Source organism: Actinoplanes oblitus (genome assembly GCF_030252345.1).
Taxonomy (GTDB): Bacteria; Actinomycetota; Actinomycetes; order Mycobacteriales; family Micromonosporaceae; genus Actinoplanes; species Actinoplanes oblitus.
This window is the reverse complement of record NZ_CP126980.1, coordinates 2,465,822-2,491,942: the sequence shown is the minus strand read 5'-3', so window position 1 is coordinate 2,491,942 and position 26,121 is coordinate 2,465,822. Positions and strand designations below refer to the sequence as shown.

General features: G+C 68.6%; 18 protein-coding genes and 1 tRNA gene. 6 read left to right on the top strand and 13 right to left on the bottom strand.

The window, feature by feature from the left end:
- Nucleotides 1-65 precede the first annotated feature (65 nt).
- The 6 genes from Actob_RS11290 to Actob_RS11265 form a co-directional block, all read right to left on the bottom strand.
- Nucleotides 66-1,313, bottom strand: coding sequence for a hypothetical protein (locus Actob_RS11290; protein WP_284920033.1), 1,248 nt, complete (start codon nucleotides 1,311-1,313; stop codon nucleotides 66-68).
- A gap of 131 nt (nucleotides 1,314-1,444) precedes the next feature.
- Entirely contained in the window at nucleotides 1,445-3,715 is a 2,271-nt protein-coding gene (locus tag Actob_RS11285) for a DUF3488 and transglutaminase-like domain-containing protein (protein ID WP_284920032.1), read from the bottom strand.
- Nucleotides 3,709-4,818 carry a DUF58 domain-containing protein gene (locus Actob_RS11280; protein WP_284920031.1) on the bottom strand — a complete coding sequence of 370 codons (1,110 nt, stop codon included), beginning with the start codon at nucleotides 4,816-4,818 and terminating at the stop codon, nucleotides 3,709-3,711. The genes Actob_RS11285 and Actob_RS11280 overlap by 7 nt, the downstream gene beginning before the upstream one ends.
- The gene (locus Actob_RS11275) at nucleotides 4,815-5,792 is read right to left on the bottom strand and encodes an AAA family ATPase (RefSeq protein ID WP_284922292.1); all 978 of its coding nucleotides are present in this window, start codon (nucleotides 5,790-5,792) and stop codon (nucleotides 4,815-4,817) included. The genes Actob_RS11280 and Actob_RS11275 overlap by 4 nt, the downstream gene beginning before the upstream one ends.
- 10 nt (nucleotides 5,793-5,802) lie before the next feature.
- The gene (locus Actob_RS11270) at nucleotides 5,803-8,514 is read right to left on the bottom strand and encodes a fibronectin type III domain-containing protein (protein WP_407653700.1); all 2,712 of its coding nucleotides are present in this window, start codon (nucleotides 8,512-8,514) and stop codon (nucleotides 5,803-5,805) included.
- Between the two features lie 61 nt (nucleotides 8,515-8,575).
- Nucleotides 8,576-11,302: a tetratricopeptide repeat protein gene (locus tag Actob_RS11265; RefSeq protein WP_284920029.1), complete on the bottom strand. Its 2,727-nt coding sequence runs from the start codon at nucleotides 11,300-11,302 to the stop codon at nucleotides 8,576-8,578.
- 218 nt (nucleotides 11,303-11,520) lie between these two features.
- On the opposite strand from Actob_RS11265, the gene Actob_RS11260 reads away from it, so the two are divergent.
- A tRNA-Leu gene (locus Actob_RS11260) sits at nucleotides 11,521-11,603 on the top strand.
- Between the two features lie 28 nt (nucleotides 11,604-11,631).
- Here the strand turns inward: Actob_RS11260 and Actob_RS11255 are convergent.
- Complete coding sequence (locus Actob_RS11255) at nucleotides 11,632-13,191, bottom strand: recombinase family protein (RefSeq protein WP_284920028.1); 1,560 nt, start codon at nucleotides 13,189-13,191, stop codon at nucleotides 11,632-11,634.
- A 152-nt stretch (nucleotides 13,192-13,343) separates the two neighbouring features.
- On the opposite strand from Actob_RS11255, the gene Actob_RS11250 reads away from it, so the two are divergent.
- Entirely contained in the window at nucleotides 13,344-14,147 is an 804-nt protein-coding gene (locus Actob_RS11250) for a hypothetical protein (protein WP_284920027.1), read from the top strand.
- 221 nt (nucleotides 14,148-14,368) lie between these two features.
- On the opposite strand, the gene Actob_RS11245 is transcribed toward Actob_RS11250, so the two are convergent.
- The 6 genes from Actob_RS11245 to Actob_RS11220 form a co-directional block, all read right to left on the bottom strand.
- Nucleotides 14,369-15,556, bottom strand: coding sequence for a Wadjet anti-phage system protein JetD domain-containing protein (locus tag Actob_RS11245; RefSeq protein ID WP_284920026.1), 1,188 nt, complete (start codon nucleotides 15,554-15,556; stop codon nucleotides 14,369-14,371).
- Nucleotides 15,553-18,924 carry an ATP-binding protein gene (locus Actob_RS11240; protein ID WP_284920025.1) on the bottom strand — a complete coding sequence of 1,124 codons (3,372 nt, stop codon included), beginning with the start codon at nucleotides 18,922-18,924 and terminating at the stop codon, nucleotides 15,553-15,555. Before Actob_RS11240 ends, Actob_RS11245 begins: the two co-directional genes overlap by 4 nt.
- Nucleotides 18,921-19,532, bottom strand: coding sequence for a DUF4194 domain-containing protein (locus Actob_RS11235; protein ID WP_284920024.1), 612 nt, complete (start codon nucleotides 19,530-19,532; stop codon nucleotides 18,921-18,923). The genes Actob_RS11240 and Actob_RS11235 overlap by 4 nt, the downstream gene beginning before the upstream one ends.
- Nucleotides 19,529-20,989 (bottom strand): DUF3375 domain-containing protein, encoded by a 1,461-nt coding sequence (locus Actob_RS11230; RefSeq protein WP_284920023.1) that lies wholly within the window; start codon nucleotides 20,987-20,989, stop codon nucleotides 19,529-19,531. The genes Actob_RS11235 and Actob_RS11230 overlap by 4 nt, the downstream gene beginning before the upstream one ends.
- A 172-nt stretch (nucleotides 20,990-21,161) precedes the next feature.
- The gene (locus Actob_RS11225; protein WP_284920022.1) at nucleotides 21,162-22,559 is read right to left on the bottom strand and encodes a recombinase family protein; all 1,398 of its coding nucleotides are present in this window, start codon (nucleotides 22,557-22,559) and stop codon (nucleotides 21,162-21,164) included.
- A 230-nt stretch (nucleotides 22,560-22,789) separates the two neighbouring features.
- Nucleotides 22,790-22,927: a hypothetical protein gene (locus Actob_RS11220; protein ID WP_284920021.1), complete on the bottom strand. Its 138-nt coding sequence runs from the start codon at nucleotides 22,925-22,927 to the stop codon at nucleotides 22,790-22,792.
- A 235-nt stretch (nucleotides 22,928-23,162) separates the two neighbouring features.
- Between Actob_RS11220 and Actob_RS11215 the strand changes: the two genes are divergently transcribed.
- From Actob_RS11215 to Actob_RS11200, 4 genes are all read left to right on the top strand, one after another.
- Nucleotides 23,163-23,501 (top strand): helix-turn-helix domain-containing protein, encoded by a 339-nt coding sequence (locus Actob_RS11215; protein ID WP_284920020.1) that lies wholly within the window; start codon nucleotides 23,163-23,165, stop codon nucleotides 23,499-23,501.
- Between the two features lie 14 nt (nucleotides 23,502-23,515).
- Nucleotides 23,516-24,379: an ImmA/IrrE family metallo-endopeptidase gene (locus Actob_RS11210; RefSeq protein WP_284920019.1), complete on the top strand. Its 864-nt coding sequence runs from the start codon at nucleotides 23,516-23,518 to the stop codon at nucleotides 24,377-24,379.
- Nucleotides 24,376-24,996, top strand: coding sequence for a PIN domain-containing protein (locus Actob_RS11205; protein ID WP_284920018.1), 621 nt, complete (start codon nucleotides 24,376-24,378; stop codon nucleotides 24,994-24,996). The genes Actob_RS11210 and Actob_RS11205 overlap by 4 nt, the downstream gene beginning before the upstream one ends.
- Nucleotides 24,997-25,222: 226 nt before the next feature.
- A protein-coding gene (locus tag Actob_RS11200; protein WP_284920017.1) for an IS5 family transposase occupies nucleotides 25,223-26,028 on the top strand; the annotation gives its coding sequence in 2 pieces (ribosomal slippage) (nucleotides 25,223-25,553 and nucleotides 25,553-26,028; 807 coding nt in all).
- Nucleotides 26,029-26,121: the final 93 nt, after the last annotated feature.

The following is a 26,121-nucleotide window of genomic DNA, read 5'->3' as shown; positions in this document are numbered from 1 at the left end:
CCCAGTCGTTTACCGGCCGTCACCCGAGATCACCGACCGGCCGGTGCCGACGAAGCCCGCTCCGCTTACGGCGAGTGGACCCAGAAGAGCAGCAGGTAGACGCCATAGACCGCGGAGATCGTGCCGAGTCCGACCAGGACGCCGATCACGGTGCGGAGATGCGCTTTCGCCAAGGCCGCCGCGGCCGGCAGCAGCAGCGGGAACGCCGGGATCAGCAAGCGCCCCTTGGAGTGGTAGTAGGCGTCGCCGAAGAACGCCATCGCGATGATGATCAGCGCGAAGACCGCCAGCGGCCAGGCCCGTCGCTCCGCGGTGAGCGGCACGAACAGCATGATCGCGATCAGCAGGACGATCGTGCACATCACCATGGCGAGATCGTTCTTGCCGGTCAGCAGCTTGCCCGCGGTGGAGAGCGTGTAGGCGCCGTTGTCGTACGCCATGTTCCAAGTCTCGCTCTGGACGCGGAAGTAACCGTTGATGCCACCGCCGAGCCGGTCGCCGACCCAGAAGACGTAGCTCAGGAAACCGGCCGGGGCCAGCAGGCCACCGATCCACGGACGCCAGCCGTCCCGTCGCATGATCACCGCGACCAGCGCGGCCAGCCCGACGGCGGCCACCAGGGCGGCGCCGGTCGGCCGGGTCAGCCCGGCGAACGAGCACAGCAGACCGGCGAGCAGCCAGCGGCGGCGCAGCACCGCGAAGAGGGACCACGCGCACAGGGCGGTGAACAGCGTCTCGGTGTAGCCCATCGACTCGATCAGGGCGTGCGGGATGACCGCCCAGAGAGCGGCGAGCAGCACGCCGGTCCGGCGGTCACGCAGCTCCGTGCCGATGGCGAAGAGTCCCCAGGCGGCCGCGATCGCGGCCAGCCAGGACACCACGAGGCCGGCCACCACGGCGTCGCCCGGCAGGACGTGGTCGGTCACCCAGATGAGACCGGGATAGAGCGGGAAGAACGCCAGGTTGCTCGGCAACGGGGTGCCGTCCGGCCGGAACTTGAAGGCGGTGTCGTAGCCGTGCGCGACGACACCGAGGTACCACCTGGCGTCCCAGCGGCTGAGCTGCGCCCAGATGTCGCGGTGCTTGTCGGTGGCGACCAGCCAGAACGTGATCAGGCCGGTGGCCCGTAGCGTCGCGTAGAGGACGAGGGCGGGCCAGGCCGCCCGGATCCCGGCACCCGAACGGGGACGCGACGGCACCGCGGCGCTGACCGGTTCTCCGACCGGCACGCTGCTTTCGGCGGCAGTCTCGGGGGTCCGCTGAGCGGGAATGCCGACCTGCTTGGTGATGTCCCCGGTGTCAGTGCCTGGCACCTTCTACGCTCCCCGTGCGTTCGATTGGCAACGGGCAGCTTACTGAAACATGAACCGTACTGTCGCCCTGTCACCCGACAGAGCGGACAAGCCGGACATTGATTTCGGCCACACCGATTTCCCGGCAAATGTCAGCGATGCCACCGCAACGGGCCGGGATGCACGCTCCACCACGCTTTGCGCCACCACGGGCGCTGTTCGCGGAGGGCTGCCGCGTACGCCAAGGCCTGCGCCCCCGCACGATCCGCCTGCCCGGAGTCGGCGGCACCCGGCGCGAACCCGACCGTGTTCAACCCGCTGACCAGCTCGTCGAGCGGCGGCAGGGCGGTCCTCTCCACCGTCGCCACCGAACCGGCGACCTCCGATGGCACCGCCGGAGCCGCCCGTCGCAGCAGACCGCCGCGTCGGGGTGCCGGCGGATCCGCCGCGTAGCCGGCCATCTCGGTCGCCGACAGGTGGTCCGGCACCGGCCGCCCGGCCAGCCGCAACGCGTCGGTGAACTCCAGCCACGCCCCGGCGATCCGATCGTCCGGGCTGCCGTCGTAGAGCCGCCGCCGGCGCTGCGCCCGCCGCAACTGGATCACCGTCAGCGCCCCGATCCCGAGGAGCGCCAGCACCGACCCGGAGGCGCCGCCGGCCACCACGCCGGCCGGCACGCCACCGTCCTTCGTGGTCACCGCGATCGCCGCCGGTGCCGACGCGGACGCCGCTGCCGACGGCGTCCTGGTCTGCGGCGGGGTGGTCGGCGGCGTTGTCGGTTTCGGGGTGAAGTCCTGCTCGACAGGCGTCGGGTCGTCGGTGGTCGGCATCGGGTCGAACGGCACCCAGCCCAGCCCGTCGAAGAGCACCTCCGGCCAGGCGACCGCGTTGCCGCCGGTCACCTCGCCGCCCCGGGCCGGCGCCTCGAACCCGACGACGACCCGGCTGGGCAGGCCGGTCAGCCGGGCGAGCAGCGCGAACGACGCCGCGAACTGCTCGGAGGTACCTTCCTGGCCACCCTGGCCGCGCGGCCCGAACAGGAAGTACTGCAGGTTCGGGTAGGCGTGCCCGCTGGGCGCGTCGGGCGTCTCCCGGTAGTGCTCGGCGAGGAACTGCTCGATCGCGACGGCACGGTCGTAGGAGCCGCCGTTGCCGTCGGCGAGGTGCTCGGCCAGCCGCTCGATGGACTCCGGCACGCCGGTGCCGAGCGCCAGGTAGCGGACCACCGCGTCGCCCGACGGGGACTGCGCGGTGGGCAGCATGTTCAGGTCGGGCGTCGGCACCCGGGAGGTGACCGTGTAGGTCAGGCCGCTGGTGAGTCCCTCCGGCCGGATCAGCGTCCCGGTCCCGGCGTCGTAGGCGACCCGCGCCCCGGACACCTCGGCCGGGGTGGCCACGGCGGGCAGCAGCCGCCCGGTCAGCCCGGACACGGTGATCCGCTGGCGTACCTCGGCTGTCTCCGCGCCGGTGGGCGCGTCCTGCTCGGGCAGCACCCGGCCGGCGTTGCGGTAGACCGCGCCCACCTTCCAGGTCACGCCGTCGTAGTCGGAGAGCACCGCGAGCCGCACCTTCACGGTCGGTGACTTGCCGGTCGGCGCGGTCTCCGGCTGGTAGGCGAAGAGCTGCTGTTTCGGGGCGAGCATCCAGCCGGAGATCCGGTTCAGCGGGCTCTCGTCGAGGCTGTCCACCCGCGGCGGCTCGACGTACTTGCGCGGGTCGACCGGATCGGCGCCGACCTGGCCGCTGATCCACGGCCCGACGACCGCTCCCAGGCCGAGCACCGCGACCAGCCCGCCTGCCGCGCCGACCAGTGACCGGGCCCGCATTTTCCCAGACATTTCCGGGTACGCCTGGTCCGGCTGCTTCGTCGACACGGCCAGCGCGATCACCACCAGCGCCGCGAACCCGAGGGTCGGCCCGACAGCCGCGCCCGCGTTCGGCCCCACCACGTAGAGCGCGGCGCCGTAGAGCAGCACCGGCGTGAGCGAACCCAGCAACACCCGCCGGGCCCGCACCCCGACCTCGGCCGCCGCCAGGCCGGCCAGCCAGGTGGCCACCACCGGGACCACCACGGTGTCCGGTGTGGACTCCACCGGGATCATCGCGGTCAGCAGCCGCGGGATGCCGTTCTCCAGCGCCTCGCGCACCATCGCCGGAAACGGCGTGGTCACCCCGGCGTGCCCGGCCGCGATCGTCAAGGCGATTGCCGTGTACCCGGCGAGCAGCACCGCCGACACCGGCGCCGCGCTCCACGACGGCAGCCGCCGGGTCGCCAGCCCGGCGCCGATCGAGCCGAGCGCCGCACCCGCGACCAGCCGGAACAGCAGGTCGTCGGCGTAGATCCGGCCGAGCACGACCCCGGACAGGGCCAGCATGCCGATCAGCGCGACCGGGACCACCGCCGCGCGCAGAACTCTCACCATCCGCGCACCCCGTCCCAGGCGGCGGCGAACTCGGACCCGTCAGCGGCCTCGATGACGATCATCCGGTCGCCGGCCACCGGCGCGGCGTCCCGGTCACCGAACAGCCCGGCCAGCACCACCGGGTAGGTGCCGCGCAGCGAGCTGACAGTGCCCAGGTCGGCACGCCCGCCCGGCCCGGTGAGGAAGACCAGGGTGTCGCCGAGCCGCTGCGCCCGCAGCCGCCGCAACGTCGCCTCCAGGTCGCCGCCGGCCAGTGAGACCTCGGTGAGCACGTCCAGGTAGGGGCCGGTGGCCACCGACGTGACCAGGTGCAGCCCGACCGGCAGGTCCTCGCGCACCGCCGCCGCGACGATCGACGCGGCCGCCTCGCACGCCGACTCGAACGCCTCCGGATCCGGATAGGCGGTGTCCCGGTCGTCGAGCAGCACCACGATCGTCGGCTCCGAGGTGTCCAGTTGTTCCCGGACCATCAGCTCGCCCACCTTGGCCGAGCTGCGCCAGTGCACCCGGCGCAGCTCGTCGCCGACCACGTATTCGCGCAGCGCGTCGAACGTGATGGTGCCGTGCGGCACCTTGTCGATCCGGCCGTCCAGGCTGCGCGCCATCCCGGCCGGTGTGGCCCGCAGCAGGTGGATCCGCGGGTGCACCCAGACCGTCGCCACGTCGCCGTAGGTGCGCGCGAGGGTGACCAGGCCGAGCGGGTCGCCACGGGTCACCCGCAGCGGGCCGATCGGGACGATGCCACGGCGGCTGGTCGGCACCGGGTACTCGACTGTGGTGTCCTTGCCGGGCCGCAGCCGCAGCAGCGGGACCGGGACGGCGGTGCCGCCACAGCGGTCGGTGGCGATCATGCTGGCCGCCCGCAGCCTGCTGGTGTTGCTCACGGTGAGCCGCATCCGGGCCGGTTCGCCGCGGGCCACCCGGTCCGGCTCGGCGACCCGCCGCACGCCCAGCCGCGGCCGCCAGAACGCGAACGCCACCGCGCACCCGGCCGCCACCACGGCGGCCGCGCCGAGCAGGGCGAGATCGGGATAGCCGAAGGTGAAGCCGGCGGCGAGCAGCGCGACCGCGGCGACCAGCAGGCCGATGCCGCGAGCGGTCACGTGCCGGCCGGCAGCGGGACCGGCACCGCGCCGATCGCGTCGGCGAGCACCTCGGTGGCGGTGACCCCACGCAGCTGGGCGTCCGGCGACAGCAGCACGCGGTGCGCGAAGACCGGCTCGACCAGCGCTTTCAGGTCCTCGGGCAGCACGTAACCGCGGCCGTTGATCAGCGCGTAGGCGCACGCCGCGCGGGTCAGCGCGATCACGCCGCGGGGACTGACGCCGACGCGGACCTGCGGGTGGTTGCGGGTCGCGGCGGCCAGGCGGACGGCGTACGCGTAAAGCGGGTCGGCGACATGGACCTGAAGCGCCATCTTGACCATCTCGCCGATGGTGTTGGTGTCGGTGACCGGCTCCAGGGTGTCCGGCGAGCGGGTCGCGGCGCCGCGCAGCACCTCGATCTCCACCTGCTCGTCGGGGTAGCCGACCGACAGCTTGACCAGGAAGCGGTCCAGCTGCGCCTCGGGCAGGCGGTAGGTGCCGTCCATCTCGACCGGGTTCTGGGTGGCGACCACGAGGAACGGCTGCGGCACCGGATGCGGCACGCCGTCGACGGTGACCCGGCGCTCCTCCATCACCTCGAGCAGCGCCGACTGGGTTTTCGGCGAGGCCCGGTTGATCTCGTCGGCGATGACGATGTTGGCGAACACCGGGCCGGGGTGGAACTCGAACGCCCGGCTGTTCTGGTTGAAGATGGTGACGCCGGAGACGTCCGAGGGCAGCAGGTCCGGGGTGAACTGGATGCGTCGCCACTGCCCGCGGATGGACGCCGCCAGGGCGCGTGCCAGCGTCGTCTTGCCGACCCCGGGGACGTCCTCGAGCAGCACGTGGCCCTGCGCGAAGAGCGCCGTCAGAGCCAGCCGGACGACCTCCGGCTTGCCCAGCACGACAGCGCCGATCCGATCGGCGAGCTGGCCGGCGACCTGGGCGAAGCCGGAGACGTACGACGGTGGCAGCGGTTCGGGGGTCACCAGTTGTTCCTCACTAGCACGTCGGCAGCACGTTGATGTCGTCGCCGCCGTCCAGGTTCAGCCACGCCCAGGGGATGTAGTTCTTCCCCTTGTACGCCACCTGCACCCACCAGGTGCTCTGCTTGTGGTTGTTGTAGACGTACGAATCCACGTCGTCGCCCTTGGCCTTGCAGTAGGCCAGCAGGCGCGTCCCGTTCTCCACCCAGCCCGCCTGCCTGGCGTTCTTCTGCTGGGTGATCTCGAAGATCTCGTTGCCGTTGCGGCCGTCGACGTCCTTGTCGCAGTACGTCCGCTGGTCGCCGGTGGACCCGTTGATGCAGGTCGCGGTGCCGTAGAGATCCGCGGTGGTGCCGGTCGCGGCCTTGCTCACCTCGCCCGCCGCGTTGGACGCCTTCACCGTGAACGTGTACTTGGTGCTCGGCGCGAGCCCGGTGGCCTTGAGGCTGTTGCAGCTGCCGTCCGAGCCGGTCCCGCCGGACACGGTCAGCGCACAGGTGACCTGGCCGCCACCGGCGTCCACCGCGAGCCCGACGGTCGCCGTGTTGAACGTGGTGTCCACCCCGGTGACGGTGATCGTCGGCTTGGCCACCGTGCTGGCCGTCGCCGACCCCGCCTCGCTCTCACCACCCTCGTTCACCGCGACCACGTCGACTGTCACGCTCTCGCCCGCCCCGAAGCCGTCCAGGGTCACCGCGGTCCCGTCGGTGACGTCGGTGCTCTTGTCACCGGCCTTCACCACGTACTTGCTGATCGCGCGGCCGTTGTCGGCCGGTGCCGCCCAGGTGACCTTGATGGTGCCGGCCTTGTCGCTGACCGTGGCCGCCTCGACGTTCTCCGGCTTGCCGGGCTTGGTGAACGGCACGACGCTGTTGCTCACCGCCGACGCCTTCGACCCGGCGCCACGCTCGTTGACGGCGACGACGGTGAACGCGTACTGCTTGCCGTACTCCAGCTGGCCGGCCGGGATCGTCAGCGACGGCTCCTTCGTGTCGCCGATCGGCGCGGTGCCGCCCTCGGTGACCGCTGTCACCGTGTAGCGCTCGATCGCCAGGCCCTGCCCGTTCGCCGCCGGCCAGGTCACCGTCACCGAGCCGTCCGGCTTGGCCTCGGCGACCGGGGTGCCCGGCGGATCCGGCACCTCGGCCGTCGGTTTGACCGGGTTGCTGGACCGGGTCGGCCCGTCGCCCTTGGCGTTCACCGCGTGCACCTCGAACTGGTACGTCTCGCCGTTGGTCAGCCCGGTCACCACCAGCGACCGCTGGTCCGCGCCGACCTGGAACGTCTTGCCGGCGCCGGCCACCACGTACTTCGTGATCGGCGCGCCGTTGTCGGCGGCCGCCTGCCAGGTCACCCGGGCCTCGGCGTTGCCGGCCGCGGCCTTCACGTTGCGCGGCGGGCCGGGCCTGCTGACCTGCGGTTTCTGCGGCTTTCGCTTGTGCTTGGGCTCGGTCTTGGCCGGCGGCGTCTTGACCGGCGGCGGGTCACCGCCCAGCACGTCGTCGGCATACTTGTCGACCGGCCGGACGCCGTGCTGGTTGTCCACCACCTGGGCGACCGGCGAGCCGGGCGCGTTGATGAACAGATAGTTCTCCCGGACCTCGAGCTCCAGCGAGCCGCCCGGGTGGTCGAAGGTGATCGGTTTCTGCTCCTGACCGGCCTGGTCGAAGACGTGCACCGTGCCGCCGTCGTTGTCGGCGACGTAGTAGAAGCCCTCCCAGGAGACCGCGGGCTGCAGGTCGGACCGGGTCGGGCCGGCGGGCACGGTGAAGGTCGCCTTCAGCGCGCCCTGCGGGTCCACACCGAGGACCTGGCGCGAGTCCGGCACGGTGACCGTGACGGTGGTGCCGTCGGTGTGCGCCGGCAGCGTGCCCGGCCCGGTCAGTGGCAGGGTGGTGCGCGTGGTGGGCGCGTCGGTGACCCGGGACAGCTCGTTGGTGGTGCGGTCGAGGACCGCGATGCCGTCGTCCAGCGTGGTCATCTTGAAGTCGTGGCTGGCACCGCCGACCGACTCGGTGCGCACCCGCCGCGGCTCGCCGGTGGCGCTGCCGCCCTGCCCGCCGTTGCCCTCGGACGGTTTCGGCGCGGGGGTGATCGCGGTCGCGGTGCCCTCGCTGGGCACCACGATCCAGAGCCGGCCCTTGCCGTCGAAGGCGCCGCCGGTGATGCCCGGCGGGAAGCTGATCGGCTGTCCGATCGCCTGCAGGCTGGCCGGGTCGACCTGCTGCACCTTGCCCTGCACCGAGTCGACGACGAACGCCGAGTCGTCGTGCAGCGCCACGCTCACGCCGACGCCCGGGGCGGTCTGCTGGTTCCAGAACGCCTGCAGCTGGGTCAGGTCCATCGAGGCGACCGCGCCGGTGTTGACGTCCCGCAGGATCACGAACCGGTCGCTCTGGCTGACCTCGAGGCTGTGCCCGCGGGCCTGCCCGATGTCCACCCGGGTGTCGATCTTGGCGGTCACGCCGTTGACCCGGGACACCTCACCCTTGCCCCGGCTCCACACCCAGGAGGCCGCGTCGAAGCTGGCCACCGCCTCGTCGGCGGCGCCCAGCCCGAGCACCGTCAGGCCGAGGCCCGCGGTGAGCGCCAGCACGGTACCGATCGTGACGAGATAGCCACGACTGGGTAACCGGCGCTTGCGAGCCTCGATCGGCGCGGCGTCTGCGCTGCTCACTGAGGTTGTCCCCCCGTTCGGCGAAGCTTCGGCGTCCAGGACGCAGGCCATCATAGGGGGATCGCGGCGGGCGTCGATACCCACCGTTCCCGCCTGTGGACAACCAGCTAGATCACTTTTTGCCGCGATCGGTGCAAACCTGCGGCGAAGTGGCGAATTTGTCTGTCGCATAAACGGCCACCACGGCGAAGCAGTACTCGAGCTTCGGGCTGAGCCCCTCGATCCGCCGCGAGGTCTGCCCCGGCCCCACCGTGCTGACCGGTTTCAACTGCTCACCCGGGTGCGCCATGGTCACCATGAAGCTCGCCGTCGCGTTCGCCGGATCGTGCCAGGAGACGTCGATGGTGGTGCCGTTGTCGGCCAGCTTGACTGCCGTCGGCGGGTCGCCGGCCAGCGTCGGCGCGCCCCCGCCGGTGTCGCCTTCCTCACCCGTCCGGGTGTTCTGCGCCAGCGTGTAGACCATCGCCACCACCGCGACGACCGCCGCGATGGTCGCGGCGATCACCGCGAACAGAGCCATCCCCCGCTTCCGGGTCGCCGCCGGTTCCTCACTCTTTTCGTACGCGGTGGGCACGGCGGGCGTGTGGCTGGCGGCGGGACCGTGCTGCCAGGCGCCGCCGTAGCTCTGGTGGTAGACGCCTGGCTGGTGCGCGCCCTGCTGGGGTTGCTGCTGGTAGATGCCGGGTGAGTCGGTCTGCTGGTAGCCGCCGTGCGCTGGGTGGGTGGCGGCCGGCCCGTACTGGGGTGCCGGCGAGGGGTCTTGCTGGTAGACGCCCGGTTGGGTTGGTTGGTAGGGAGCGGGGTGGGTGGGGGCGCTCGTCTGGTGCGGGATGTCGCCGGTGCGGTAGACACCCGGCGGGCTGCTGATCGGGGGCTGCGGGGCGTCGGTCTGGTAGACGCCGGGCACGCCGCTGATCGGGTGCTGGACGTCGCCACCCTGGTAAACGCCCGGCACACCGCTGATCGGGTGCTGGGCGTCGCCGTTCGTTCCGCTGACCGGGCGGTCCGAGCCTCCGCCGGTTCCGTAGACGCCTGGCTGCTGCGCCGCAACCGGCCTGTCGGCGGCCGGCTCTTCCTCGGCAGGCGGCTGCTCGATGATGTGCTGCTTCGCCGTGGGTGCGTCCAGAGGCGGCTGCGGGTGCCTGGTGTGGGGCTCACCACTCCATGGGCCCGGGGCGGGCTCCGGGTGCAAAGGCTCGACCGGCTCCGGGTGCACGGGTTCGGCATCCGTGGGATCTGGGTGCGCGGGCCTGACTGCTGTGGAGTCGGTCGGCGCGGGCTCCATCACTCGATCGGGGACGGTCGGGCTGATGGGTTCCGGGGTGACCGGGGCGACCGGGTGGCTCGGGGCCGACACGCCCGGGGTGACCGATTCTGGTCGTGCCACGGGAGGGTGCTCAGGGCGTACGGGAAAAATGCTCTGACCCGAAACCGGATCGCCTCCGGTTACCGCATCGGGTCGGGCCTGGGGCCCGGGCTCCGGGCGGAGCGGCATGATCACCGGATCGGGGCGCTGGACGACCACCGCGTCGTTGGACCCACGGTGGTAGAGCGCAGGTGGTGCCTCAGCCTCCGCGCCCTGAGGCATGCCGAAGACCCCCGGCTTGACCTGCTGGAACGGCGTCTCCGTCGGCTCCTTGCCCACTCGCGGCGCCGGGCCCCACGGCGACTCCGGCCGGAACGTCTCCCGATCGGTCGAGGCGGTTTCGGGCTTCTGTGCTGCTTCCGACTGGCTCGGTGTTATGTGCGCGTCGTGCACCGGCTGGGCCGGGGTGACCGACGGTTCCGGGCGGTTCGGACCGGTTTGTGACTGCTCCTCCGGCTGGTTAGGTGCCGTGGTGTCCGGGTGTTCCGGTTTGGCATTCGCCGGGGGAAAAAGCGTGGCGGGCGGCGGGGGTAGCACGGAGTCGCTCGGCTGCGTAGGCGGTTTGCGCAGGTCCGCTTCCGGCTGCCGCTGCGCCGGAATCGCTTGGTGTGGCTGGGGCGCGGCCGGCGGCTGGGTGTCCGCGGGCGATCGCGTCACGGTGTGCGGCTGCTCGGGTTTCTGGAGCCAGGCCGGCAGTTCAGCAGGCGCGGGAAGCGTCCGAGGGTGCTGGTCAGCGTGGCTCGGCTGCTGTTCCCAGGCGGTTTCTTGCCGCGGCTGGCCCGGGACTGATTGAGGCCGTTCCGGGATCGGCTGACTTGGGATCGGCTGAGCCGGGGTCGGCTGAGCCGGGATTTGCTGGGGGTGGGCCGGAGCCGGTGTTGGAGGCTGGTCCGTCACGGGCTGTGGTGAAGACCACGGGTGGCCCGGGGCGGGCGGCGCCGGCCAGGTGACTGTCGGCTGCGCGTCGGGTGGGGTGACCAGCGGCTGCTGCGCGGGCACGGTCGGGATGGACAGGCCGCCCTGCGGCATCCGGTGAGCCGGCTCCACCCGGAACGGCGTGGTCGGGTCCTGTCCGAGATAGGCCTGTGCACGAGTCACCGCCCAGTGCCCCACTCCGAGCATCATCGGCCCGTGATCGGCCACCCGGCCGAACGCCTCCCGCGCCTCGTCTCGCCGCCCCAGTTCTTCCGCGACCACCCCGAGGTCATAGGAGATCTGCAGCATCAGCGGATCGTCGTCACCCAGGCTGAACCGCCCCGCCTGATATGCCGTCTCCAGCACCTGGCGAGCCGCCGCCGCATCCCCCCGCTGATGGTGCACCGCCGCCAGTTCCCGCTGCGTCGCCAACACGTCAGGATCGTCCTGACTAAGCGTCGCCTGACCGATTTCAATAGCACGTTCCAGCAGCTCGGACGCCCCCGCGAGATCACCAGCGGCGACCAGCGAGTGCGCCCTTTCCAGGGCCGGAGTCAACGGGGAGGGGTGGGACACCCCGCCATGCTGCCCGCTCCTCCCCTGAGACACCAGGCCAGATCCCTGTTACCGCCAATATGCCCCGCAATGTCCCCTCACCCACCCCCTCCCACAAGGTCCTCCGGGGACCGTGTACTGTTCTCACCTGTCAGGCCGACGAGGCAGCCAAGACCCAGGTGGAACCCGGGTCGGGGATGCCGCTAGGCTTAGGCGAGCAAGTCCGGGTGGCGGAATGGCAGACGCGCTAGCTTGAGGTGCTAGTGCCCGCAAGGGCATGGGGGTTCAAGTCCCCCTCCGGACACGTAAACCCCTAAGGTTTTCTTGGGGTCTTAGCAGGAGTCAATCCCGTCATTTTGTGGCGGGATTTCTTCTTGTTCAAGGCACACCTCAGAAGTCGATCTTTGCAGCGGCCGTGATCGTTGCGGAACGCGGTCCTCAAAAGTGCCGATGCAATCCGCGGGATCGACGCTGAAGAGGCCTGGGATCGTCAGCTGGTCGGGCAACTCCCCCTCCACCACCACAGCGTCGCGGGTGCAGCGCAGGGCGAGGTCCTGGGCGCGGAGATAGTCGGCGACCGCGTCGGGATCCCCCAGCTGCTGGCCCTCGCCGGTCCACGCGTCGAGCTCGACGGCCGCCGCCGCAAGAAGCGCGTCCTCGCGGGCGTAGAACGGCAGCGGCGAGTCCACGGCGCGTTTCCCGCGGCGCCCGTGCCGGCACCGGTACGCGGCCCGGCCGCTGGCCCACTGCGGCTCCGCCCGGCGCCCGCACAGCCCGCAGAACACCAGGCCCACCAGCAGATAGCAGTGTTCCTGACCGTCTTCGGGCGTCGCGATCGCCGACACCCGCTGCGCGGCCACGAACGTCGCGTCGCTGATCAGTGCCGGGTGCGCCCGGGCGCCGGAGACTACCCACTGGTCGCGGGTGTTGGTCCGCCGGGTCGGGGGTTTGCCGGTGTGCCGGGCGCCGGGGCTGGTCTCGTGGTGCACGATGCTCTGTCGGTCCCAGACCTGGCGGCCGGTGTAGCGCGGGTTGGCCAGGATCGTGTCGACCGCGCGCGGGCTCCACTCGATGCCGGTGCGGTGCGGGTTGCGGGCGGGATCGGTCGCTGATGGGCAGGGGATGCCGCGCGCCGTGAGCATGGCGGCGATCGCGGGGCGGCTGTGGCCGGCCAGCCGCTGTTTGAAGATCCAGCGGACGTGGCGGGCGGTGGCCGGGTCCGGGTGCAGGCGTCGCAGGCGTCGGCCCCAGCGGGCGTGCAGCGGGTTGGGGTGTCGGCCGGCGTCGACGAGGCGGTAGCCGTAGGGTGCGCGGCCGCCGAGGTAGCGGCCTTCGTCGCGGGCCAGCACCCGCATGGCGGTCAGGGTGCGGTGCCGGGCGCGCAGGACTTCCTGTCGGGCGTCGTGGCCGAGCATCAGCACGAGAACCTGATGGACCGGGTTGTGCGGGTCCAACGGTCCGTCGAGTTCCGGCAGCCACACGGCGACGCCGTGGCGGTGCAGGATCGGCAGGATCTGCTGGAGTTGGGTGCCGCTGAACGCACGGTCGGACTCACCGACGATGATCGCGTCGAAGCCCCGGTTCGGGTCGGCGAGCGCGTCGAGCAGAGCTGCGGCTTGCGGCCGGTTGTGCCAGGGGATGCTGCGGGAGCAGCCGATGTCGAAGTAGTCGGCGACGACGGTGCCGGCGGTGGCGATGGTTTGGGTGGCGACTTCGCGTTGCCATTGCCGGGAGGCGGCGGGTTCTTGCCGGTCTTCGGTGGAGACTCTCCCGTAGAACGCGAATCGGAGTTCGGCCGGTCTCGGCGGGTTATTTCGTGGACCCCGCAACCGGGCGCTGGGCCGTTGGTGCAGCCAGGGGTCGAGTTCGCTGTTCAGCCGTGCCGCGGCCACGTTGGGGTTGTCGCCTTCCGTCCGTCGTGTTGCGACGGAACTCTAACCATCAATTGATCTTGGCTGGATGCCGGGTGCTGATCTGACAGGCTGCGGCGGCCACGCTCCTTGCCGGACCTTCCAGCACACCATCTGCCGGGTAACGTTCGCGCATGGCGGCGGTTCAGGACCAGGACATGGCTCGTGGCGCGACGAGCGGTTCGACGTGCAGTGGGTTGGCCGAGAATTGTGGACGGTTGTCGCGGCTGGACGAGATGCACGCAGAGTGCTGTGAGCGTGGTGGCATCGTCGGCGATGAGGCCACGCTGAGCGCGGCGGCGGTCGGTCTGGTCATCGATGTCTGGCGTAACGGCCCGGTTGAAGATATGCACGCCGGTCGACGTGGGCCGAGCGATGCTGCGATGTTCGCCGAGTCCACCGAATTGCATTCGGCTGCGGTGGCGGCACTGGCCAGCGACGATCGTTGCGCTGGCCTGCTCGGCTTCGAGGATCATCTACTCGACCGGTCACGGCCGTGGGCGGGAACGGGCGGCCGGACTCTCAGCGATCTCGGATATGGGTTTCTGGGGCAGTACCGACGGCACGTCAAGCAAAAGATCAACGTTCTCATCAGCCTCCACCGGCATACCTGTGTTCCTGATCCGCTTCAGCTGTATTTGATCCCGTCCGCGGTGACGTACGGGGACAGCCACAAGGGCATGCCGCGGTGGCCGGTGATCGTGGGCCGAATCGAGGTGCTACTCAGCGATCCTGCTCATCCGGCCTGGCACGACGGCTACGGCCACGAGGCGTTGCGGACGATGCCCGCCGTGGTGGGATCGGTGGGCGACCTGGCTGCAGCCCTGCTGAATCGGCCCGCTGGTCTGCCGCTGGAGGTGCTGGACTGGCTGAGCGGTCATCTGCTCTATTGCGCCGGTCCGCCGTGGGGCTCCGCCTGGGGATCGACCACTGAATGAGGTCGGCAACGGATCCGGAAGATCACACCCGCCCGGAGACGGTGGGCCGGCAACGTGGTGCCAGGACATCGGGAGCTACCGTGCCCCGACGACAGGAAGCTGCCGATCACACATCGGTGACAGAGCGCGGAGGGGAGTTGGGCTTGACGAAAGGTCGCGCCTGGGCGTGCTCTCCTCCTCAGCGAGTCCAAGCTCCAACAAGCCTCGGCAACGCTACGTCGTCAGGCGATGTCGTCAAGCGAGGCGAGCGCCCGGGTGACGGCTGAGAATCCGATACGTTCCTGCTCCAGCCGCACGCGTTCGCCGAGTACTTGGTGAACGAGGTCACGGTAGAGGGCCGCTTCGTCGGCATCCAGGTCGGGCAGGCTCGCAGCGGCTGGAGTCGGTTCGATGCCCCAGTGCTCCTCGTGGGCCAGTAGCGTTTCTCGGTCCATCAGCATTGACCGGACATGCGGAAATGAACGGCGAAGCCGATCGAGGATGGCGAAGCCGTGTGTGTCGAGGTCCCCCCAATAGATCAGTTTGCGCTCGAACAGCCACGGGAGTGCCCTCAGTACGGGTACGGCGTATCCGCCGCCGAGGATGGCCGCGGTGTTCGGCACGTATGGGAGTGCGAGGAACGTAATTTCGTTCTCGACGACGATGATTGTTCTGGCGGTTGGTGGATGAAGGGCCAGTTCGTCGGCTCGTACGGTCAGCTCGGTGAACGCGGTCCCTGGGGGCGGGTCGAGCAGTCGCGTCCTGACGTAGGCGGGTTTGGTGCGCATCCGGTAGCGCGCAGCGAAGTTGGCCGGCGGCTGCGTCGGGTCGATCCGTTGCTCAGGCAGGAGCCGGTCGAGGATGGCAGCGAGTATGGCCCGGTTCTGCTCGATGTATTTGGTGTCGACGCCGCGAACGTCCACCTGTCGCAGGTAGGTATCCGCGTTCGCGTGCGCTTCGATCCAGAGGGCTGTGGTGACCAGCCGCATCCAGTCCGTCTCGTAGGACAGCACTCTGATCGGCTGCGTGGCGATCAGCTCTAACAGTGCCGGCGCGGCATCCTGGGTGTAGGCCACCAGGTCCATGAACCGTCGTACTTTGCCGGTGACGGCGAGCAGCGCCCAGAGTTGTTGTGGTGTGTCGATCCAGGCTCGGCAGGGCAGGCGGTTGCTCCCGGCGATCCGGCCGCCGATCGTTTTGAAGTCGAGCCGCAGGTTGCCGTTCTCAGCTGCTCGCCACCTGGTGACCCATTCCTGGACGTCGGTGAATCGGTGGGCGACGTCGCCGGCCGTAGGCGTGCGGATCGCGACGTCGACCGGCGCCCAGGCGATGCCGGTGGCGAGGTTGGTGAGGAAGTCGCCGCGTTCCCAGCGGCGCCGCAACTGGCCGATGATGTCGGCGGGTTCCGACCACGATCTCGTCGCGCTCACGCGACGTGCTCAGTCTCGAAGGCTGAGAGTTTGCCCTGGAGGTGGGCCAGTTGCCGCACCCGGTATTCCTCGATGGTCATGCAGTGCAGGCGGGAGTTGTCGCCGCGCGGGTTGTCGACGTAGCCGACGGCGTTGACGAATGGTTCGATGACGTGGATCTTCTGCAACGGTGTCACGATGAGCAGTTGCAGGCCCAGGCGCTGGAACAGTTTGAGAGCGTAGTCGGCGGATTCGGCGGAGCCGCGACCGAACGCTTCGTCGATGACGACGAAGCGGAAGGTGTGGTCGGCGCCGGCCGGGTCGTCGAGGCGGAATTGGTAGGCCAGCGAGGCGGCCAGGATGGTGTAGGCGAGTTTCTCCTTCTGCCCGCCTGACTTGCCGCCGGAGTCGGTATAGGTCTCGTGTTCGGTGTCGTCCTCGCGCCATCGTTCGGATGCCGAGAACGTGAACCAGCTGCGGACGTCGGTGACGCGCCGGGTCCAGTTCTTGTCGGCGTCGGTGTGCCCTTCCCGGCCGCGGAACCGTTCGATGAGCTGCTTGACCTGAAGGAACTTGCGCTCCGAATACTGGTCGGTGTCGTCAGGGTTGAGCGAGTCGTCGGTGCAGGCACGTAGTTCGGTCCGGAAGTCACGGATGTCGGTGCTCACTGTCGGATGCACTTCGAGGCGGATGTAGCGGCCGTCGTTGTAGTCGATGTCGACCAGAGATTGGTTGATCGTGTCGATGCGGTCGCGGATCAGTTCGCTCTGCCGGTTGAGCTGGGAGTTGAACGAGGCGATCTCGCGGATCGTGTTGGTGTTCAGGTACTGCTTGAACTCGTTCTCGAAGCGGGGAAGGTCGTCGTCGGCCAGCCGCTGGTGTAACGCGCGGTACTCGGATGTGGCTTCGAGGGAGTCGTCCATCTCTTTGGTGAGCTGGGGATAGCTGCGCCGAAAGTTGGTCATCGCGCGTACGGCTAGCTCCCGGGCCTTGCCGAGCGCATCGTCGGCTTGTTCGCGCTTCTCATTCAGGCGGCGCTCGGTGTTGCTCGCGAGCCGGTCGTACTGTTCTGGTGTGGTGGCCGGCGCGCCAGCCACCAACTCGCTGATGTCGGTGAAGTATTGCTGCGCCTCGGCGAATTGTGGTTCCGCCGTCGTGCCCTGCGCCGATGCCAGTAGGCCCTTGTCGGTGTCGATCTGGTTGTTGAAGCCTCCGATCTTTCGCGACAGCTGCTCTTGGAGCTCTTCGTGACCTTTGATCAGTTTCGCCACCAACTCGAGGTCGGCGGCGATGCGTTGCAGCTGGCCGGAGGAGTTCTCCAGGTTGCGGCGTTCGTTGGTCAGGTCGACGATGCGTGACGCGCAGCGCTGCCAGTCGAGGTCGGTGTAGTCGGTGAACACAGTCAGCTGAGACAGGATGAGTGCCAGGTCGGAATTCTTCTTCGCGTCCTGCGCGATCCGGTTGCGGCTGCCTTGCGCCTCGGTGTAGGTCTTCGTCAACGCGACTGCCTGCGTCATGATCGCCTGGACCTTCAGTTCGTTGCTCCACCCGAGGACGTACGAAGTCCGGTCGTCGATGCGACGCCGGTCGTCTTTTTCGTGTCGTCCGCCTCCGCCCTTGATCTGCCCGGCCCGGGTGATGGCGCGTTCCTGGCGCCGGAAGTCGGCCATGGTGTCAACGCATACGTGGTCGGCGCGATGGCTGAGCTGGTTTTCGACCCACGCTTGCAGAGGGCCTTCGCGGACCTCCAAGCGGGCGAACAGCGTCTGCGGGCGTACGACTGGAGGTGCCAGGTCGCGTGGTGGCACCCGGTAGTAGACGATCCGGCCGCCAAGATGGTTGGCGTTGATCCAGTCGGAGACTGCCTGATAGTGGTCCTGGGGTACGAGGACGGATACAGCGAAGCCATGCAGTACTCGTTCGGCGGCGCCTTCCCATTCGGCGGCGTCCTGGCGTACCTGGATGAGTTCGCCGGCGAACGGCAGATCTTCCTCGGCCAGGTCCAGCTCGGCGCACATGCGCTGACGCAGCAGCAGGCTGGGCCTCGGGATGTTGCTGCGCCGGTCCTTGAGACTGAGCAGGTCGTCGTTGAGTTCCTTGATCTTCGTTCCGAGGTCGCTCACCGCTGATTGGGCGATGCCCAATTCTTCCTGCAAACGGGCACGTTTCTGTTCGCTGTCCTCGGCCTTGGCCGTGATCTCGGCGCGTCGAGTCTGGAACTGCATCAGGTCGCCCACTGACGCGAACTCGGCTCGGGTAAGAAGGTCGGCGAACTGGTCGGCGCGACGGCGTCGTTCGTTCTGCTGTTCGCGGGTTTGGTTGATCTCGCGTTCGATCGCGGTGATGCGATCGCCGCCGTGCCCGGCTCGTTCGAGTTCCAGGGCCGACTTGCGCTCGCGGGCATCGGAGAGTTCGTTGCCGAGCCGATTGTGCTGGTCGCTCAGTTTCCGGTGTTGTCCTTGGTTGACGGTGATGCGCTGTTGCAGCGCGGTTGCCTTCCCATGGGCGCAGAAGTAGGGCAGGGCTGTTCGCAGCTTGCCAAGGTGTTTGATCGTGCGCCGCTGTTCCTCGGCAGTGGTGCAGTGCGCGAGTAGCGGGGTGAGTGCTTCGATCTGTGCGCGGGCGGTGAGGACGGCCTCGTGGGCGCTGGTGAGGTCGTCGAAGTGGGTGACGAGGCCGCGGATGAGTTCGGTGGTGTCGAATGGTTCGAGCATGTGACTGCGGACGAAGTCGTTGAGGTTGTCGACGGCTTTCATCGACACGGTCTGGTGGAACAGATCCATGGCCTGCTCAGAGGCGATGCCGAGGCGACGGCGGAAGTCTTTCCCGTAGTCGGTGAAGTGATCATGCGGCTTGGCACCAGCTGCCCGAAGCCGCTGTTTGAGGGTTTTGATCTCCGTGCCGAAGTCGGAGAAGTCAGCGCTGATCGACAGTGCCTGGTCCGCGACGAGGTGGAAGCGTTCCGGCGGCCCGGAGTTGCCGTCGTGAAGCCAGAACACCTGGGCCAGACTAACGGTGGCGCCGGTGGCCGTGTTGGTGAATACGGCCAGGATGACGGAGTAGCAGCTGCCGCGGCGTAGGGCGACCGGGCGTGAGCTGCCGGTGTCCTCGTTGCGTTCGGACTTGTGGTAGCCCAGGACGTATGAGCGCAGCGTCCGTTCGCGGGCTTCGGCTCCGGCGGCGCGGTTGTAGGCGATCTTGTTTGCCGGCATGAGCAGCGTGGTGAGGGCATCGACCAGGGTGGACTTGCCGGAGCCGATGTCGCCGGTGAGCAGGGCGTTGGCTCCGCCGAGGTCGAAGGTCCAGATCCGGTCGTGGAAGGTACCCCAGTTGCGGACTTCGAGGCGCTGGAGCCGGAAGCCGGGACCTGCCGGCAGCTGCTCGGTCACAGGGTGTCCTCCGCGACGGGCCCAGCGAACTGGGCGGCGTAGTCGGCGAGCCGAGCGTCGAGGTCGCTGAGCCATTGCCCGTCGACGAAGGCTTTCACGATGCGGCGTACCTCGAAGCTGGTCTCGGTGTCGTTGACCCGGCGCAGGAACCCCATGTCGATGATTTTGGTGATGTGGGTGTCGATCTGGTCGATGAGCCGGGCGTCGGTGCTGGTGCGGGGAAGAAAGAGGGTGAGCATGTCGATGATCTGCTGACGGGTCAGGATCAGCCGGGTTTCTGCCCCGGCGGCGTCGAACTCGGCCAGCCTCTTGCGGAGCAGGGCGAGTAGAACGCTGACGTGCAGGGACAGTTGCCGGCGAGCGATCAGCCGCGGGATCGGTGAGTCCTCGGCGGGGTCGTCGAGGCGGGAACGCAGGTAGGCATATCCCTCGGTCTCGTCGATCTCCGCGACCAGGCCGATCACTGTGAAGTGGTCACGGACCTGGGATTGCAGCTGCAGCAGGTGCCGCCAGGCGACCTCCTGGGTGTCGCGGTAGACGACGCCTTTGAGCAGGTGGGTGACGGCGATGGACAGGTTGGGTGCTTCGTCAGCGGGGCGGGTGCTCATGCGACGTTCACCTGCCCGGCGGCGGCCCGGGTGAAGATCACTCGGGGTAGGTGAACTCGCCGGCTGCGGCCGTCGTTGTCGAGCCAGGTGATGTGCTGCTGGTGGCCTTCATCGAAGACGGTGTCGAAGCTGGGGTCGGTCAAGGTCAGATAGGTGACCAGTTCGGCGAGTCCTTGCTCCAACGGCTGCTCGGCGATGACGTCGGGCAGTTCGACATGGGTCTCGTGCCGCAACGCCCGGACAACCGCCGCTCGCAGGCGGCCAGGATCGACATAGACCTGTTCGAAGAGGGCAGACACGTCGACCTGCTCGTCGTCCGGGCCCTCCGGTACGGAGCTGTCGAGGACGGCCCGGTTACCGGGCCGGTACAGCGGCCGTTCCATGGGCAGGTTGATGACCGGTGCCGCCGCGTCGATCTCCATGACGAACGTGTCGGCCGGCAAATCCCGCAGGGCCAGCGCCCGGGCTTCGATGCTGTGCAGCACGTCCATGACCCGGCGGTTCTCCAGCCACACTTGGTCGTCGAGGAACTTGCGCAGTTGTTCGCTGAGCAGCCGGACGGTGGCCTGGGTGCGCTCGCCGGCGTCCAGCCAGTGATGGTGGATGCGGCGCAGCCGCGGGTCCGGGTCGTCAATGGTCTCCAGCTGGTGCACCCGCTGCAGCAGTTCGGCCAGTTCGCTCTGCCGTTGCGCGGACAGCAGGAAGTCGTAGAAGGCGTGAAAGCTGCGGCCCTGATCAGAGTCGGTGATGGCGCTGCGGCTGCCGAGCACGTCGTCGAGCAGCGCGCCTTTGGAGCCCTGCCAGAGCGCCACTTTCTCCCTCAGATCACGGTCAAGGGCTCGGAAGTTCGCCTCCACCTCGCGGAAGTCGGCGAGCAGACCGCGAGCGGTGATCGTCAGCTGCTGGTACCGGTCGCGTTGCGCGGCCGAATCCATGATCGGGATGTCGCCGGCCAGTACTCGGCTGATCTCGGCGTCGATCTCGGCACGCCGCCGGTAGAGCTCCTCAAGACGTGCCTCGGGGTCGGTCTCGGTGCCAAAGGCGAGCTGGCGCAGCAGGTCGAACACGATGTTGAGCCGCGACTCCGTGCCCACGAAACTGCGGCTCGGCAGCGACCGCACCCAGGTCAGGGCCTTCTCGACCGCCGGTGTGGCATCGAAGTGCGGTTCGTCCGAGCCGGGCGGGTAGAACTTGCGCAGCCATCCGGCGTCCGGGCGGGCCCAGTCCTCGAGATAGGCCTTCGCCGGCCGGGGATACAGGACTTCACCGGCCCGCTCGTTGATGGCAGCGAGTTCGCCGTCGAGTTGACTGGCCAGGTCGGGTGCTGCGATCGAGCGGAGGTTCTGCTCGGTGAATGCCTTGCCGAGGAAGTACAGGATCAGCGCGGCGTTGTCGGCTCGCAGCAGTCGCCAGGCCGCGCTGTTGCGGCGCAGCGTGTCAATCTCGTCGATCTCCATCGCGTCCTCACGTTGGGCTGCCGACTCGCCACGTCATGCTACGAGCGGAGTACGACAAGTTCGCGGACTGCGAGCTGACAGCACCATCGAGCCACGCCTATTTGCGCCGAGTTGCCAGCAAATGCCAGCCACTCATTCATCCGATTCGGCCCAGGCTGACGGCAGGCTGGCCTCAGCGAGCCGACAGCGCCGCATCCGGCTGAAGGGCCACCGCGTCCCGACTGCAGACGACGAGAAGCCCGTGGCTGCGCAGGTACCCGGCGACCGTCTCCATCTCCGGCGACAGCTGCCGCCACCCGGCCGGCAGCAGGGCCGGGATCTGTTCGAGCAGGCGGTCTTCTCGCCAATAGACGGACCCGGTCCAGGCGCGGCCGCCGGTGGTTGATGCGCTGCTGTAGCCGTGCCGGCAGCGGTACCAAGCCCGGTCATACGACCAGTGCGATTCCAAACGCCGGTCACAGGCCGCGCACCGCAGCACGCCGACTAGTTGATAGGTACGGGTGCTGCCGTCCGCGGGACGGTCGAGGGCGTTGACGGCTTGTGTGGCGATGAAGTCGGCTTCGCTGACCAGCGGCTCGTGGACGACCCGGTCGGAGATCACCCAGTCACGCCGGGCCGTTCGGGTCCGCTGCTGGTCTGCACCGGAGACGCCGTCCGTGTCGTGGTGCTGGACTGCTTGGCGGTTCCACACCTGACGGCCGGTGTAGCGAGGGTTGGCCAGGATCGCCGCGACCGTCGTGACCGCCCAGCCCGCGCCGCTGCGATGCTGGTTCCGGCCGCGGTCATACGCCGACGGGCACGGGACACCACGGTCGTTGAGGTCCCGCGCTATGCCGGTCATCGAGCCACCGGCCAGCCGGCGCGCGAAGATCCACCGCACATGGCGGGCCGTCGCCAGGTCCGGGGCCAAGCGCTGTTGCTGCCGCCCCCACCGGGCGTGGCTGGCGTTCGGGTGCGGCCCGGCATCGACCAGGCAGTATCCGTACGGCGGCCGGCCACCCAGATAGCGGCCCTGATACTGAGCCTGAGCGCTCATCGCCTCAATCGCCCGGTGCCGGTCCCGCTGGACCTCGCGCAGCGACCGGGCACCGACCTCGATCAGCACCGCCCGGTGCGCCGGGTCCGCCAGGTCCACCGCGCCGAGGGTTTCCGGCAGCCACAGCCCGACATCGTGCTGCTGGAACAGTTCGGCGATCTCGAAAGCCTGCCGGCCGCAAAATGCCCGCTCGTACTCGCCGACCACCACCGCGTCGAAACCCGGTTTCCCGCGGCTCACCGCGTCCAGCAGCAGAGCCGCCTGCGGCCTGCGCCTCCACGACCGGCGCCGGGACACACCCACATCGACGTACTCGACAACAATGTTGCCGAGCCCGGCGATCACCTGGTTGGCGCACTCCAGTTGCCAGCGGCGCGAGGTCTCCGGGTCCTGGTGCTCCTTCGTCGAGAACCGCCCGTAGAACGCGAACCTCAGCTGACCGGCCGGCTTCACGGTACGGCGGCCGCGGGCTCGTGGAGAGACGTCGGCTTCGCGCCACGGCCGCAATGATCCACCTGGGTTGATGTTCTTCATAGCATCGACTCCGAGTCAGGCCCCCGCCTCACTCCACCGAACCCGCCGACACCGACCAACGCCCAGCACCCGGACAACAGTTCACCAGCAAAGGCGAACGGATCTCACTCATACGAGGACGCTGGATCACCGACTCGGGTGCCGTTGACCCTCAGGGCAGCTCAGCGGGAACGGCACCTACCGGCCCGGGACGAATCAGTGGACCAAGTCGCTACGGGTCGGCGCTGCGCTCAGCCCGCCGCTGCTGCGAGGTTCGTCGCCAACCCGGAGAGAACCTGGAAGGCAGAACCAGCGCACACCTTTATGATCGCCTCCTTGATCCTCGCGATATCACCCATCAACAGGTTGCCGATGATCGCGAGCAGCACGGCGACGGCCGTGAAGCCCAGCAGCGTCGGATTGCCGGCCAGCGCCGGGCTCAGCGCAGCACCCGACCCATGTTGATCGTAGTTGGTCGCTTCGCCGGCTCGTCCGTGGTGGCGCTAGAACGCCGGGCAACACCCTTGCGCCCTTAGCTGCCGATACGGGAAATGGCGCCAGCGCGGACAATCGCGTAGACTGAATCACAACATCCGATCATGATTCAGATCCGGGGCAGCAATCATGACCAGCATCAACATCGGCTCACTGATAGAGAAGGCTCGGGCAACCGCGGGACTAAGCCAGCGCGCGCTCGCCGACGCTACCGGCATCTCCCAGCCCACCCTGTCGCGGATCATCTCCGGCGACCGCGTGGCGAAGTTGCCGGAAATCGTGGCGATCTCGTGGGCAACAGGCTTCACTGTCGCGCAGCTCACCGGGACCAGCACCGTCGCCGACCGGGTCCAGTGCGCAGCCCGGGCCACCAACGGCTCCGACATGCAGGCCATGCGCGACGCGCTGCTGCACTTCCTCGAACTTGACGACTACCTGGACGAGCAGGCCATTCCGGCCACGATGTGACGGCGGTGACAACCGTGAACGCCGAGGTTGAGGGGCGTGCCGCCGCCGAGCGGTTCCGCGACGAACACCGGCTGGGGCTACAGCCGCTGGGCGACCTGGTCGCCTTGATCGAGCAGTCAGCCGGCATCGACGTGGCCGTCCTCGACGCAGGACCCGATGAACACGGGTTGACGATGCGGGATCCGCACCGCGACACCGTGTTCATCGGCGTCGCGCGGACCCGCCATCCGATGCGGCAACGCAGCACCCTTGCCCACGAACTCGCCCACGTCATCTTCGGCGACTGGGCGGACAACACCACCTGCGACTGGAGCGCCTCCACCCCGGTCGAAAGCCGCGCCAACACCTTCGCCCGGCATCTCCTGCTGCCCCTCGAAGGGCTGAAGGCTTTCCTCGCCGACATCCCCGAGGTCAACCTGGCAACGCTCTCGGCCGTCGTGCAGCGATTCCTGGTCTCACCACAGATTGCCGCCATCGCCCTCGAACAAGCGGGATGCATCGACACCGACACCAAACGCGACTGGATGAGTGTGATGGCACCCCAGCTCGCTGTTCGGTTCGGGTGGAGCGACCAGTACGAGGCGCTGCAAACGGACTCGGCCCAGCGACGCGCGCCGCAACGGCTGCTGGCCCGGGCCATCCAGGGCTATGCCGAGGGTGTGGTCTCCGTACAGACGATCGCCACCTTGCGAGGCATTCCCCCGGACAACGCCGTGGAAGAGCTAGGCAAGGCCGGCATCTTCCCCGCTCAGCATCCGGTCTCCTGGACCGACCCCGGCGAGCTTCCGGACGTGCAACTTGATCTGACCGCCCTGGACGATGCACTCAACGGCACAGACGACCCCCTCGAGACGGCAACGGAGCCGAATGCGGGATGACGCAGCGACCCATCATCGACGCCGGGCCAGCCCTGAACTTCCTGTCGATTCACCAGCAACGGCTTCTCATCGCCACACTGGGTCGGCTCAGCGCCCCGGCCGCAGTGGAAACCGAGGTGCTCCGCAAAGCGGATCAAGACCAGCGGTTCCGGCCGGCAGGAACCGTCTGGAAAAAGCTGACACCGGATTGGATCCGGATCCTTCCCGACGACCACACCCCTGAGCTGGCACGAGTCGTCCACCGCCTCACCCAGCAACCGATGGCCGAGCGCCTCAAGCGCTCCAAGGACCTGGGCGAAACGATGGTCATCGCCCACGCCGTGGTCGCCGCAGAAGCCGGTGCCGACGTCATTGTCCTGATCGACGACGGCCCCGGAGCGCGAACCGCCACCAGCGAAATCCGACGACTTACTCGCATGCGCAACGTCGACAGCACGATCGGCTCGATCAGGCTGGCAAGCACCCTGACCGTCCTGGAGAAAGCCGCCGGGACGCCGCACCTGCCGGACAAAGCCAAGATGCGAGACGTCTACCAGCGCCTCCGCGGCCTCGACGACGGCCTTCCGCCCATCGACAAAACCAATCTACTGACCACGACTCGCTGGAAAAGAGAGTAAGCCTCCCACGACCCGCACCGGCCCGGCCCGGTGCGGCCTCCCTTTCTCCTTCCGACGCACAGAACAGGTCCGGCAAGGATCGTGACCACTTTCAGCAAACCTCAGGACGTCAGGTACCGCTCTGGCGACAACGCCCTGCTCAAGCTGGCCTTAAAGCTCCTAACACGATCTGCTGAATCGATGTTGATCAGCGTTGCGAGGTAAAGATCATTCTCGTTCGGTCGTCGTGAGCAAGGCGTGGGTCATCGGTGACGAGTTGTGGAAGCTGATCGAGCCGGTACTACCGCCGTGGCCGGCGAAGTCGCCGGGTCCGCGGCCGGTCCCGGACCGGCTGTGCCTGCAAGGCATCCTGTTCGTGCTGCACACCGGGATCGGCTGGGAGGACCTGCCGCAGGAACTCGGCTTCGGCTCCGGAATGACCTGCTGGCGACGGCTGCAACGCTGGACTGAGGCCGGGGTGTTCGACCAGGTCCACCGCATACTGCTCGCCAAGCTGAACGCAGCGAACCGGATCGACTGGTCGAGAGCGGCGATGGACGCCAGTCACATCGACGCGAAAAAGGGGGTGCCGGGACAGGCCCGTCGCCGGTCAACCGCGGCAAACCCGGCTCGAAACACCACCTGATCTGTGACGGCAACGGCACCCCGATCTACGTGCTGACCAGCGGCGCGAACGTTCCCGACATCAAACGCGCCCTCGACCTGCTCGACTGCTACCCGCCGATCGCCGGACGCCCGGGCCGCCCTCGGCGGCGCTTCGCGACCCTGCTGGCCGACAAGGCCTACAGCAGCGCGGCATTCCGTCAGGCCTGCCGCGAACGCGGCACCGAGCCGATCATCCCGAGGCCCAAAACCCCCGGGATCAAAGGTCTGGGCAGACTGCGCTACGTCGTCGAGCAGACCTTCGCCCTGCTCCACCAGTTCCGCCGGCTCGCCGTGCGCTGGGAACGCCGACTCGACATCCACGACGGCTTCGTCAGCCTCGCCTGCGTCCTGATCTGCTGGCGCCGCCTGATCAACTGGACCCACTAAGAGATCGTGTTAGGGACTTTTACTCGCGGAATGGCAGAACCGCTGCTACTGCTGCGACACGCCGAAAGCACTGCGCGACATCGAGATTGACCA